Annotated in this window: 10 protein-coding genes; 4 read left to right on the top strand and 6 right to left on the bottom strand. The window is 75.2% G+C overall.

Annotated elements, in window-relative coordinates; translation table 11 throughout:
- Nucleotides 1-123: 123 nt before the first annotated feature.
- Nucleotides 124-2,460, bottom strand: coding sequence for a malto-oligosyltrehalose synthase (gene treY / locus IE106_RS09025; protein WP_189531738.1), 2,337 nt, complete (start codon nucleotides 2,458-2,460; stop codon nucleotides 124-126).
- Between the two features lie 82 nt (nucleotides 2,461-2,542).
- The gene (gene glgX, locus IE106_RS09030; protein ID WP_189531740.1) at nucleotides 2,543-4,666 is read right to left on the bottom strand and encodes a glycogen debranching protein GlgX; all 2,124 of its coding nucleotides are present in this window, start codon (nucleotides 4,664-4,666) and stop codon (nucleotides 2,543-2,545) included.
- A 513-nt stretch (nucleotides 4,667-5,179) separates the two neighbouring features.
- Between glgX and IE106_RS09035 the strand changes: the two genes are divergently transcribed.
- Complete coding sequence (locus tag IE106_RS09035) at nucleotides 5,180-6,421, top strand: DUF5919 domain-containing protein (RefSeq protein ID WP_189531741.1); 1,242 nt, start codon at nucleotides 5,180-5,182, stop codon at nucleotides 6,419-6,421.
- Nucleotides 6,422-6,528: 107 nt separating this feature from the next.
- The gene (locus IE106_RS09040; RefSeq protein WP_189531743.1) at nucleotides 6,529-7,275 is read left to right on the top strand and encodes a 3'-5' exonuclease; all 747 of its coding nucleotides are present in this window, start codon (nucleotides 6,529-6,531) and stop codon (nucleotides 7,273-7,275) included.
- Between the two features lie 10 nt (nucleotides 7,276-7,285).
- Here the strand turns inward: IE106_RS09040 and IE106_RS09045 are convergent, their stop codons facing one another.
- Together IE106_RS09045 and IE106_RS09050 are read right to left on the bottom strand one after the other, a co-directional pair.
- The gene (locus tag IE106_RS09045) at nucleotides 7,286-8,110 is read right to left on the bottom strand and encodes an alpha/beta fold hydrolase (protein ID WP_189531745.1); all 825 of its coding nucleotides are present in this window, start codon (nucleotides 8,108-8,110) and stop codon (nucleotides 7,286-7,288) included.
- A gap of 62 nt (nucleotides 8,111-8,172) precedes the next feature.
- Nucleotides 8,173-9,033, bottom strand: a complete 861-nt coding sequence (locus IE106_RS09050; protein WP_189531747.1) for an aminoglycoside phosphotransferase family protein — start codon at nucleotides 9,031-9,033, stop codon at nucleotides 8,173-8,175.
- Nucleotides 9,034-9,233: 200 nt separating this feature from the next.
- On the opposite strand from IE106_RS09050, the gene IE106_RS09055 reads away from it, so the two are divergent.
- Both IE106_RS09055 and IE106_RS09060 read left to right on the top strand, forming a co-directional pair.
- Nucleotides 9,234-9,797 (top strand): DUF1697 domain-containing protein, encoded by a 564-nt coding sequence (locus IE106_RS09055; protein WP_189531749.1) that lies wholly within the window; start codon nucleotides 9,234-9,236, stop codon nucleotides 9,795-9,797.
- A 43-nt stretch (nucleotides 9,798-9,840) separates the two neighbouring features.
- A complete protein-coding gene (locus IE106_RS09060) occupies nucleotides 9,841-10,461 on the top strand; it encodes a mycothiol-dependent nitroreductase Rv2466c family protein (RefSeq protein ID WP_189531750.1) in 621 nt (206 codons plus the stop codon).
- Nucleotides 10,462-10,473: 12 nt separating this feature from the next.
- Here IE106_RS09060 and IE106_RS09065 read toward each other — a convergent pair whose 3' ends face one another.
- Nucleotides 10,474-11,517 (bottom strand): DUF6745 domain-containing protein, encoded by a 1,044-nt coding sequence (locus IE106_RS09065; RefSeq protein ID WP_189531751.1) that lies wholly within the window; start codon nucleotides 11,515-11,517, stop codon nucleotides 10,474-10,476.
- A gap of 39 nt (nucleotides 11,518-11,556) precedes the next feature.
- Nucleotides 11,557-11,883: a DUF8820 family protein gene (locus IE106_RS09070; protein WP_189531752.1), complete on the bottom strand. Its 327-nt coding sequence runs from the start codon at nucleotides 11,881-11,883 to the stop codon at nucleotides 11,557-11,559.
- Between the last annotated feature and the right edge of the window lie 85 nt (nucleotides 11,884-11,968).

Below are 11,968 nucleotides of genomic sequence, written 5' to 3' on the forward strand. Positions count from 1 at the left end.
CACCATCACCGGCCCCTGAGCCTTCACCCGCCAGACCGTCACCGGCCCCCAGACCGTCACCGGCCCCCGGCCATCACCCCCCCAAGCCATCACCACCCCCAAGCCATCCCCCCGGGCCCACGCTCACTCCGTGCGCCCCAGCAGCGCCACCGGCCGCTCCCCGAGCAGTTCCGCCACCGAGACCGCCCGCCCCCCGTCGAGGACCCGCGTCCCGTCCAGGACGTCCAGCCACCGGCCCTCGGGCAGGGCGAGCGCCGTGTCGCCCCAGCCGCCCGCCTCGGCCAGCCGCAGCGACAGCCGCGTCACCGCCGTGACCACCCGGTCGGACCGGAGGAAGGCCACGCAGTGGTCCGCCGCCGGGCCCCGGGCCGTCAGCGGCGTGTACGTCCCGGAGGCGCCGAACACCTCCGGGTACCGGCGCCGCAGCCCCAGCGCCGCCCGGGTCACCGCCGTCTTCCGGTCCGGCCGGGCCTCCCGGAACGGCGCCCGGTTGTCCGGGTCCACCAGCGCCTCGTACACCGCCTCCGTGCCCTGGTACAGGTCCGGCACGCCCGGCATCGTCAGGTGCAGCAGCGCCGCGCCCAGCACGTTGGCCCACACGTGCGGGTCCAGTTCGCGGGCCAGCTCCGCGACCGGGTGCTGCGCCGGGCCGGCCGGGCCCTCGGCCACGAAGTCGGCGACGGCGCGCTCGTACGCCGCGTCCTGCTCCGTCCAGCCGGTGTGCAGGCCCGCCTCCCGCACCGCCTTCAGCAGCGCCCCGTCCAGCCGCTCCCGCGCCGGCCGGCCCAGCCCGAACGCCGTCTGCCACGCCGTCCACGCCAGCTGCCCGTCCGGCGCCGGCACCCGCGCCACGTCGCCCAGCAGCTTCGCCCACCGGCCGGGGCACTGGGACAGGACGGCGATCCGCGCCCGCACGTCCGCGCTGCGCTTCGTGTCGTGCGTCGACAGCACGGTCCCGGTCGTCGGCCAGTCCCGGGCGATCCGCGCGCAGTACGCGTGGAACTCCGCCGGGGACACCTCCGGCCTTCCCGGGTCGCCGCCCACCTCGTTCGCCGACAGCAGCGGCACGTACCGGTAGAACGCCGTGTCCTCCACCGACTTCGCCCGCAGCGCCGACGCCGTCTGCGCGAACCGCGTCCGGAACGCCGTCGGGTCGGGCCCGTCCCCGAGCCGGCCCAGCGCCAGGTCCCGCACGACGTCCACGGCCGCCGCCTCCTCCGGCACCGCGAACGTCGCCCGCGCCTCGGCGGCGGCCTCCTCCGTCAGCACGTCCTGCGCGCCGATCCGGTACGGCCGGTAGACCGGCACCCGGATCAGCAGTTCCCGCACCGCCGCCCGCAGCGCCCACGGCGCGTGGTCGCGCAGCCGCGGGTCCCCCGCGCAGACCCGCCCGGCGGTCCGGGTCAGGAACGCCACCTCCGCCGCCAGCTCGTGCGTCACCACCTTGTACGCGGCCCGGCGCGCCGTCGCCTCCCAGTGGCCGCCCCGGTCGGCGGACGGGGCCGCGAACCGCCGGTACCGCTCGCCCAGTTCCCCCGCGCCCGCCCCGTCGACGAACAGCCCGTCCACGTGGCGCAGGGCGTCGTACCCGGTGGTGCCCGCCACCGGCCAGCCCGCCGGGAGCCGCTCGTCACCGGTGAGGATCTTCTCGACGACCGTCCAGCACGCCCCGCCCGTCGCCCGGTCCAGCGCGTGCAGGTACGCCTCGGGGTCCGCGAGCCCGTCCGGGTGGTCGATCCGCAGTCCCTCGACGACCCCGTCCCGCACCAGTTCCACGATCTTGGCGTGGGTCGCCTCGAAGACCTCCGGGTCCTCGACCCGCACCCCGACGAGGTCCGAGATGGTGAAGAACCGCCGGTAGTTCAGCTCCGTGCGGGCCAGCCGCCACCACGCCGGCCGGTACCACTGGGCGTCCAGCAACTCGGTGAGCGGCAGCCCCGCCGTCCCGGCGCGCAGCGGGAACACCTGGGTGCCGTACCGCAGGACGCCGGCCTCCGCGTCGACCCGCAGCTCGTCCAGCACGTCCCCGAGGCGGGCCGGGAGCACCGGCAGCAGCACCTTGCCGCCGCCTGCCTCCCAGTCGACGTCGAACCAGCGGGCGTACGGCGACGCGGGCCCGTCGCGCAGCACCTCCCACAGCGCCCGGTTGTGCGGCAGGGCGGCCGCCATGTGGTTGGGCACCAGGTCGACGACGAGGCCGAGGCCGTGCGCCCGCGCGGTGCGGGCGAGGTCCCGCAGCCCCGCCTCGCCGCCGAGCTCCTCCCGCACCCGGCCGTGGTCGGTCACGTCGTAGCCGTGCGTCGAGCCGGGCACGGCCTCCAGGACCGGCGACAGGTGCAGGTGCGTGACGCCGAGGGAGGCGAGGTGGGGCACCGCCTCGGCGGCGGCCCCGAACGGGAAGTCCGGCTGGATCTGGAGCCGGTACGTGGCGAGCGGGGCGCTGGGCGCGTGGGACGTCATGCGAACGTACGTACCCGCCCGCGCGGCGCGTCTCCCCTCGCCCCGGTCCATCACTCCGTTCGATGGACACGGGGCCCGGCCGTTACGCCGGACGGCGCAGTACCGCCAGGCTCCGGCCGACCAGGGTGAGCCGTTCGCCGGCCGCCACCTTGGCGCCCTGGCCCGGCGGGATGCCCTCCGGCACGGCGGTGTCCACGACGACCTGCCACTGGCGGCCGTGGTCGACGGGGACGGCGAAGTCCAGGTCGTCGGCGCCGGCGTTGAACATCAGCAGGAACGAGTCGTCGGAGATCCGCTCGCCGCGCGGGCCCGGCTCGGAGATGGCGTGGCCGTTGAGGAACACCGACAGCGCCCTGGCGTGCGCGGCCTGCCAGTCCCGCGCGGTCATCTCCCGGCCGTCCGGGGTGAACCAGGCGATGTCCGACAGGTCGTCGTGGGTGCCCTCCACCGGCCGGCCGTGGAAGAAGCGGCGGCGCCGGAAGACCGGGTGGTCGCGGCGCAGCCACACCATCGACCGGGTGAACTCCAGCAGCGACCGGGCCTCCTCCGCGTCCGCGTCGGGCCAGTGCACCCACGACAGCTCGCCGTCCTGGCAGTAGGCGTTGTTGTTGCCGTGCTGGGTGCGGCCGAACTCGTCGCCGTGGCTGAGCATCGGCACGCCCTGGGAGAGCAGCAGCGTGGCGATGAAGTTGCGCATCTGGCGCGCCCGCAGCGCCCGGACGTCCGGGTCGTCGGTCTCGCCCTCGACGCCGCAGTTCCAGGAGCGGTTGTGGTTCTCGCCGTCGCGGTTGCCCTCGCCGTTGGCCTCGTTGTGCTTCTCGTCGTACGAGACGAGGTCCCGCAGGGTGAAGCCGTCGTGGCAGGTCACGAAGTTCACCGAGGCGAGCGGCCGCCGCCCGTCGTCCTGGTACAGGTCCGAGGAGCCGGTCAGCCGGGACGCGAACTCCGCGAGCGTCCTCGGCTCGCCCCGCCACAGGTCGCGGACCGTGTCGCGGTACATGCCGTTCCACTCGGTCCACAGCGGCGGGAAGTTCCCCACCTGGTAGCCGCCCTCGCCCACGTCCCACGGCTCGGCGATCAGCTTGACCTGGCTGACCACCGGGTCCTGCTGCACCAGGTCGAAGAACGACGACAGCCGGTCCACCTCGTGGAACTGGCGGGCCAGCGTCGCCGCCAGGTCGAAGCGGAAGCCGTCGACGTGCATCTCCGTCACCCAGTACCGCAGCGAGTCCATGATCAGCTGGAGGACGTGCGGGGACCGCATCAGCAGCGAGTTCCCGGTGCCGGTGGTGTCCATGTAGTACCGGGGGTTGTTCTCCACGAGCCGGTAGTACGAGAGGTTGTCCAGGCCCCGGAAGGAAAGGGTCGGGCCCAGGTGGTTGCCCTCCGCCGTGTGGTTGTACACCACGTCGAGGATGACCTCGATGCCCGCCTTGTGCAGGGCGCGCACCGCCGACTTGAACTCCAGCACCTGCTGGCCCCGGTCGCCCCAGGAGGCGTAGGCGTTGTGCGGGGCGAAGTAGCCGATCGTGTTGTAGCCCCAGTAGTTCGCCATCCCGGCGTCGACGAGCCGGTGGTCGTGGACGAACTGGTGGACGGGCATCAGCTCGATGGCCGTCACGCCCAGTTCGGTCAGGTGCTCGATGATCGCCGGGTGCGCGAGGCCCGCGTACGTGCCGCGCAGCTCCCTGGGCAGCGCCGGGTGGAGCATCGTCAGGCCCTTCACGTGGGCCTCGTAGATCACCGTGCGGTGGTAGTCGGTGCGCGGCGGCCGGTCGTCGCCCCAGTCGAAGTACGGGTTCACGACGACGGACGACACGGTGTGCGGCGCCGAGTCGAGGTCGTTGCGGGAGTCGGGCCTGCCGAAGTGGTAGCCGTACACCGCCTCGTCCCAGTCGATGGTCCCGGCGACCGCGCGCGCGTACGGGTCGAGGAGCAGCTTCGCGGAGTTGCAGCGCAGCCCGTGCTCCGGCACGTACGGCCCGTGCACCCGGAAGCCGTACCGCTGGCCGGGCATCACCCCGGGCAGGTACGCGTGCCGCACGAACGCGTCGGTCTCCCGCAGCTCCACCGCGGTCTCCGAGCCGTCGTCGTGCAGCAGGCACAGCTCGATGCGGTCGGCGGCCTCCGAGAAGACCGCGAAGTTGGTACCGGCGCCGTCGTAGGTGGCGCCGAGGGGATACGCCTGTCCCGGCCAGACCTGCATAGATGAGACTCTTCCATTCCGATCCGGCTGATGGGGGTCACTTGGTTCGATCCTCCACGAAAGTCACCCGCCCGCCTAGGACGCCGGACGGTCCTACCGGGTGACCGGGTGACCGGGAACGGGTCCGGTGCGGTGGTCTGGCCGGAAATCGCCCTTCTTGGCGTACCGCGATCGCGCGGCGGCACCGGGGTCGCGGGCCCGCGGGCCCGTGCGGGCACCGCGCCGCGCGGCCGGCCGGCGCGCGGGTCAACCCCGTGTCCCCCGGGTTCCCCGGAGCGGGCGGCACCGGCCCTCCGCCCGTCACCCGCACGGGTGATCCGCGCCGGGGCGGGTGACGGGCGGCTCACCACTATGAATCAGCTCACTCCGCCTGCGCCGGAGCGCGGAACCGCCGCCGGAATCAAGGGCCGTGGGGAAAGGAGCCTGTCCATCCGGCTGCACCGCATCGCTCTCCCGGAGTACCCTTCCTTGATCGTTGGAGACGGGCGTTCGGAAGCAGAAGGCGGTGCGCGGGTGAGCTCGGGAGGGCTGGAGCTGCCCCCAGGTGACTCGGGTCACGAGGGGGACTCCACTGACTCCGCAGATGTCCCGCCCGGCGCGGTCTCCCTCGCCCGGCCGATGGAGATCGGTGCGGAACTGGACTGGGACGCCCGGGACTGGAGCGAGGTGCGCACCCGCGCCCAGCGCGCCGGACGGGCCTATATCTGGCTGAATCTGGTCGAACAGCGTCTGCGGGCGGTGGTCGCCGCCGTGCTGCGGCCCATCTACGAGCCCATGCACGGCGACGACTGGGTCGTCGCGGCGGCCGGGCCCGCCGGTCAGGAGTGGGTGCAGCGCGCCGTCGCCGTCCGCGAGGTCTCCCGCCGCAAGGGCTACCTCCTCGACCCCGCCGACGACAACGTCCTCAGCTTCCTCACCCTGCCCCAGCTGCGCGAGCTGATGGTCCAGCACTGGCCGTGCTTCGAGCCGTACTTCGACGACCGCCGCGAGCTGGAGCTGGCCCTCGACGAGCTGGAGGTCACCCGCAACGTCGTCTCCCGCAACCGGGCCCTGTCCCGGACCGTCCTCGACCAGTCGGAGCGCGCCTCGGCCCGGCTGCTGGAGATCCTCGGCGGCGGCGCCGGCGTGCCGTCCGCGCACCGGCTGCCGGTCGACGCGGTCGAGGACCTCGTGGGGGACCGGTACGCCGACGTGGTCTCCGTCCACCCCGACCGGGTGCGGCTCCAGCGGCAGATGCCCGCCGAGGACCTCTTCGGCGGGGCCCGCCGCCTCGACGCCATCGGCATAGGCCTCAACCTGCTCGTCCAGAACTTCTCCGGCCGCCGGCTCGTCCGCCTCGCCGAGTCCGGCTGCCGGATACGGCTGCTGTTCCTCAACCCCGCCAGCAGCGCCGTCAAGCGGCGCGAGCGGGAGCTCGGCATCAAGAAGGGCGAGCTCAGCCGCTCAGTGGAGATGAACATCCTGCACATGCGGCGCGTCCGCTCCAAGCTGCGCGACCCCGGCGCCTTCGAGATCCAGGTGTTCGACGAGACGCCCCGCTTCACCGCCTACCTGGTGGACGGGGACGGCCCCGACGGCGTCGGCGTCGTCCAGTCCTACCTCCGGCGGGCCCGCGGCATGGAGGCGCCGGTCCTGGTCCTGCGCGGCGGGCGGCGGCCCGTCGTCACCTCCACGCCGGACGGCGACCACGGGCTGTTCGAGACGTACCGCGAGGAGTTCGAGTCGTTCTGGGCGGATTCACGCCCGGTTTCCTGAAGATCCCGGTAAGGGGCCCGGGGCGCGTTGTCAGTGCCGCGTGCGAGGGTGAAGGCCCACTGGGGGAGGGCGCCGCGCCGACCGCGACGCCGCGAAGGAGGTTCGGCATGCACTGGCACGGGGAGACCCTCGTCGGCTTCGACCTGGAGACGACGGGGACGGAGCCGTTCGAGGCGAGGATCGTCACGGCCGCGGTCGTGGAGGTACGGGACGGGCGCACCCTGGCGCGCCGCGAGTGGCTCGCCGACCCCGGCGTCCGCATCCCCGCCCAGGCGTCCGCGATCCACGGCATCAGCAACGAGCGCGCCGCCGCCGAGGGCCGCCCGGCCCGCGAGGTCGCCGACGAGGTGGCCGACGCCCTCGCCGGGTACTGGACCCGGGGCGTGCCCGTCGTCGCGTACAACGCCGCGTTCGACCTGACGCTGCTCACCGCCGAGCTGCGGCGGCACGGGCTGCCCTCGCTCACGGAGCGGCTGGGCGGCGCGCCGGTCGGGCCCGTCGTCGACCCGTACACCATCGACCGGGCCGTCGACCGCTACCGGCGTGGCAAGCGGAACCTGGAGGCGGTCTGCGCCGAGTACGGCGTGGTGCTCGACGGGGCGCACGAGGCGGCCGCCGACGCGCTGGCCGCCGTGCTCGTCGCCTGCGCGATAGCCGAGCGGCACGCGCTGGTGGCCCGGCTGGCGCCGCGCGAGCTGCACGCCCGCCAGGTGGAGTGGTACGCCGAGTGGGCGGCCGACTTCCAGGACTTCCTGCGGCGCAAGGGCAGCCCGGACGCCGTCGTGGATCCCAGGTGGCCGCTCCGGCAGCCGGAACCCGCACCGGCCCCCGCGTCCACGACGGCCACCGGCTGACCCGGACCGCTCAGGGGTGGTCGGCGAGGAAGCGCAGCAGCGACGCGTTCACCCGCTCGGGGGCCTCCAGCTGGAGCCAGTGGCCCACGCCCTCGACCCGCTCGTACCGCCAGGAGCCCGCCACGTACTTCTCCGTGCCCGTCATCGCCCGCTCGGTGAGGAACCGGTCGCCGGTGCTCCACAGGCCCAGCACGGGACCCGGCAGCGGCGGCAGCGGCACCTCGGGGCCGAACAGCGCCCGCGGCGGCAGCCCCGCCCGGTAGACGCCGAGCGCCGCGGTGAGCGCGCCCGGCTCCGACAGCCGCTCCACGATCCCGCCGGCGTCCGGGTGCTCGGCGAGGAACTCCCGGGCGTGCGCGGCGCCGTCCCGCAGCAGCCACTCCTCGGCGACGCCCTCGTGCTGGAACAGCAGCATGTACCAGGAGAGGGCGCGCTGCTCCCAGCCCGCGTCGACGAGCGCGCCCCGGTGGCCCACGGACAGGAGCGACAGGCTCGCCACCCGGTCCGGCGCGGCCATGGCCAGGCCCTGGGCGATCCCGGACCCCCAGTCGTGGCCGACGAGGTGGACCCGGCCCACGCCCAGCCGGTCGAGCAGCTCCAGCAGGTCCGCCGCGGAGCGGGCCGGGGCGTACGCCGCGGTGTCCGCCGGCCGGTCGGAGCCGCCGAAGCCGCGCAGGTCCGGGGCGATCGTCCGGTACCCGGCCGCGTTCAGCGCGGGCACCTGGTGGCGCCAGCAGTCGTGCGTGTCCGGGAAGCCGTGCACCAGCAGCACCGCGGGGCCGAGGCCACCGCTGTCCTCGACCTCCAGGGTCACCTCGGCGAGTTCGACGCGCATCCGCAAGTCTCCGATGTCCGGCGGGAACACACAGGTCCTGACGCGGTCATCATGACAGCCCGTCAGAACGGGTACCAGCGGACCTCCGGGTCGCCGTCCCGCAGCGACGCCACGCGGCGGCGGAACTCGGCCAGCGCCTTCGGGTTGGCCGGAGCGTGCTGGGCCACCCACGCGCAGCTCGCCGTCTCCCGCGCCCCGCGCAGCACGGCGCAGCCCTCCCACTCCCGTACGTCCCAGCCGTACGCGGCCGTGAACGCGTCGTACGCCGCCGGGTCCAGGCCGTAGCGGTCCCGCGACAGGGCCGGCACCACCAGGTCGTGCTCGCGCAGGTCCAGGGAGAAGGTCTCCAGGTCGACGAGGACCGGGCCGTCCGGGCCCACGTGGACGTTGCGCGGCAGCGCGTCGCCGTGGATCGGGCCCGGCTCCAGGTACGGGACGAGCGCCGCGGCCGCCTCGGCGAACCCGTCCCGCCGCTCCCGCAGGAACGCGGCGTCCGCCGGGTCGACGGCGTCCCCGGCGAGCCGCAGCCACCGCTCCACCCCGCCCAGCAGGTCCCGGCCGGGCAGCGGGAACGGCGGCGCGGGCAGCTCGTGCACCCGGCGCAGCAGCGGGGCCAGGTCGGGCGTCCCGGCCGGCCGTACGGCGTCGGGCAGCCGCCACCACACGGTCACCGGGTGCCCCTCCACCAGCCGCGCTTCGGGCTCGGCCGCCCGTACGGCCGGGACCCCCGCCCCGGCCAGCCAGCCGGCGACCGCCACCTCGCGCCGCGCCCGGTCCAGCAGCCCGGCGTCCCGGCCCACCTTCACCACCAGGTCCCCGGCGGCGAACACCGCGTTCTCGCCCAGGGCCAGCAGCGTCGCGTCCGTGCCGCCCGCCGCGTACCCGGCCGCGTCCAGGACCTCCCGCGCCTTCGCCTCGTCCATGCCGCCGTCTCGCCCTTCGCCCTCCGCGGCTCCGCCCTTCGCGTCACCGATCCCGTCGCCGGCCAGTCTCGCACCCGGCGCGGGCCGCCCCGCTGCCCGGGCCGGTCCGGCTGCCCGGGCCGGTCCGGCTCAGGGGCGGGGCTCCACCGGGTGTCGCGGGGCGGGTGGGCCGCCGGCCGCGACGGCCTAGGGTGGCGGTCATGATCACCACCCGATACGCGGCCCTGCTGCGCGGAGTCAACGTCGGCGGGTCCCGGAAGGTCCCCATGGCCGAACTGCGCACCGTCCTCGCCGGACTCGGCCACACCGACGTGCGGACCCACCTCCAGTCCGGCAACGCCTTCTTCACCACCGCGTCGGACGCGGGCGAGGACGCGCTCGCCGCCGCGATCGAACAGGCGCTGGAGGAGCACTTCGGGTTCCGGGTCGACTGCCTCGTCCGCGGCGGCCCGTACCTGCGGGCCGTCGTCGACGCCTGCCCGTTCCCCGCAGGCGACCTGGAGCCCCGGCAGCTCCACGTCACCTACTTCTCCGCGCCCGTCACCGCCGACCGGTTCGCCGCCGTCGACCGGGCCGCCCACCTCCCGGAGGAGTTCCGCCTCGGGGACCGGGAGTTGTACCTGTACGTCCCGGACGGCCTCGGGCGCTCCAAGCTGGCCGACGTCCTCGCCCGCCCGGCCGTCGTCAGGGGCCTCGTCGCCACCACCCGCAACTGGGCCACCGTCCGCAAGCTCGCCGAAATGGCCCATGATCCCACCCCGTGATTGGCCCGCTCGCCCAGGCCACCCGTCGACTAGCGTCACCGGCGTGACCACCCAACAGCCCACCACCGCCGTCGACTTCTGGTTCGACCCCGCCTGCCCCTTCGCCTGGATCACCTCCCGCTGGATCCTGGAGGTCGAACGCCACCGCGACCTCCGGGTGCGCTTCCACGTGATGAGCCTCCACCTCCACAACACCGGCAACGAGCTGCCCGACTGGTACCGGGACCTCGTCGACCGCTCGGTGGGCCCCGTCCGCGTCGCGGCGGCCGCCGCGACGCGCCACGGCGAGGACGTGCTCCGCGACCTGTACACGGCCCTCGGCACCCGCATCCACCGCGACGGCGCCGACGACTTCGACGCCGTCGTCGCCGAGGCCCTCGCCGAACTGGGCCTGCCCGCCGACCTCGCGAAGGCCGCGCACGACCCCGCGTACGACGAGGCGGTGCGCCGCAGCCACGAGGCGGGCCGGGACCCGGCCGCCGGCGGCTACGTCGGCACGCCGACCCTGCACGTCGACGGCGCCGTCTGGTTCGGCCCCGTCCTCAACGCGATCCCGCGCGGGGAGGAGGCCGCCCGCCTCTTCGACGCCTTCCGCACCCTCGCCGGGCACAGCGGGTTCTTCGAGCTGAAGCGCGCCCGCACCGGCGGCCTCGACCACACCTGACCGGCCCGCCCCTCACGTCTCCCGCAGCGGCGCGTACGCCTCGGCGTCCAGCCCGAACGTCCAGGCCACGCCCTGCCTGGCGGTCCTCGTGTCCGGCGGCACCCGCAGCCAGTACGTGCGGCTCGTGCCGTCCGGCTCCGGCGTGGAGTTGACGACCTCCACCATGACGACGTCCTCGTCGTCCGGCAGGGGGATCCGCCACAGCACGCCCGTCCCGTCCCGGTGCACCGGCTCGGCCCCCGACCCGCGCAGGTACCGGTCGTAGCCGTAGGACTCCAGCATCACCCGGCGCAGCTCCGCGTTCTCCTCCTCCCGGATCCGATCCGGCGTCAGGGTCCGCAGCTCGGCCAGGAAGGCGGCGGGGACGGGCATGCCGCGCCACGCGTGGAGCGCGAAGCCGTCCGGGTAGGCGAGCGCCGGTCCGTCACCGCGGTCCAGGCGGCCCGCCTCGTCCCGGTGCAGCTCGACGGGGCGCTCGCTCACCACGGCCAGCCGCTCGTACGGCCACCACCAGCCCGCCGACCGGGCCACCGCGGCGAGCCCGTCGAGGGGCGTGCCCTCCCGCACGTCGAACGCGCACAGCCACGCCGCGTCGTGCTGGCCCAGGACCGCGTCGAGCAGCAGCAGCCGGACCTCCGCCTCCTCGGCGCGGCCGTCCGCCAGCTCCTCGACCAGCCCGGTCCGGATCCGGTCCGCCAGCCGCTCCGTCGTCTCCCACAGCAGGGCGCCGGTCGAGCTCCACCGCCGGCTCCAGCCGCGCGGGCCGAGCCGCTCGTGCAGCCGGTTCCGCTCGGCCGCCCAGGGCGCGCTGCGCACCGCGTCCCGCACCCCGCGGCCGCGTGCCCGGGGCCCGCACGGGCCGTCCGGATCGTCCCGCAGCAGCCGCACCGCCGCCCGGGGCGAGCCCGCCCACACGATCCGCTCCGGTTCCCGCAGCCCCGCCCGGCGGTAGGCGAGGCGCACGCCCGCCTCCGCGGCCGCCCGGTCCGCCGGCCCCGTGGCCGCCGCGGCGGCCCTCCACACGCCGACGCCGTCCGTCGCCGTCGCTGCCGTCATCACCATCGTCATCCCTCTCGATCCCCCGGCCCCGGGCCCTCAGTCCGCCACGATCCGCACCGAGCCCGGCACGTACTCCCGCTGCCGCACCACCCGGTACCAGCCCTTCGGCAGCGGGATCGCGGCGTGCTCCTCGTGCACCACCCGCCCCCCGTCCGGCAGGTGCAGCAGCAGCGGCCCGAACGCGCCCGGCTCCCGCACCAGCCGGCCCGGGCCGACCACGGCGTGCGCGTGCCCCGTCACCTCGCCCAGCGCCAGCACCATCCGGCCCCGCCCGTCCCGCGGCTCGGCCGGCGCGTCCGCGACGTGCGCCGGTACGGCCGCCTCGTCGAGCGGCACGACGAGCACGTCCCCCTGCCGGTACATACGTGTCCCCTTCCCCCGCGCCGCCCGGTGCGCCGCGTCGTCCCGACCGTAGGGGCAGGCACTGACAACGCCTTCCGACCGGCCC

Origin of the sequence: Streptomyces roseolilacinus (genome assembly GCF_014649335.1) — a bacterium.
Taxonomy (GTDB): Bacteria; Actinomycetota; Actinomycetes; order Streptomycetales; family Streptomycetaceae; genus Streptomyces; species Streptomyces roseolilacinus.

Bases quoted from the DNA above. Each gene is read 5' to 3' on its own strand.
- treY (WP_189531738.1), bottom strand. From the start codon at position 2,460: ATGACGTCCCACGCGCCCAGCGCCCCGCTCGCCACGTACCGGCTCCAG.
- glgX (WP_189531740.1), bottom strand. From the start codon at position 4,666: ATGCAGGTCTGGCCGGGACAGGCGTATCCCCTCGGCGCCACCTACGAC.
- IE106_RS09040 (WP_189531743.1), top strand. From the start codon at position 6,529: ATGCACTGGCACGGGGAGACCCTCGTCGGCTTCGACCTGGAGACGACG.
- IE106_RS09045 (WP_189531745.1), bottom strand. From the start codon at position 8,110: ATGCGCGTCGAACTCGCCGAGGTGACCCTGGAGGTCGAGGACAGCGGT.
- IE106_RS09050 (WP_189531747.1), bottom strand. From the start codon at position 9,033: ATGGACGAGGCGAAGGCGCGGGAGGTCCTGGACGCGGCCGGGTACGCG.
- IE106_RS09055 (WP_189531749.1), top strand. From the start codon at position 9,234: ATGATCACCACCCGATACGCGGCCCTGCTGCGCGGAGTCAACGTCGGC.
- IE106_RS09065 (WP_189531751.1), bottom strand. From the start codon at position 11,517: ATGACGGCAGCGACGGCGACGGACGGCGTCGGCGTGTGGAGGGCCGCC.
- IE106_RS09070 (WP_189531752.1), bottom strand. From the start codon at position 11,883: ATGTACCGGCAGGGGGACGTGCTCGTCGTGCCGCTCGACGAGGCGGCC.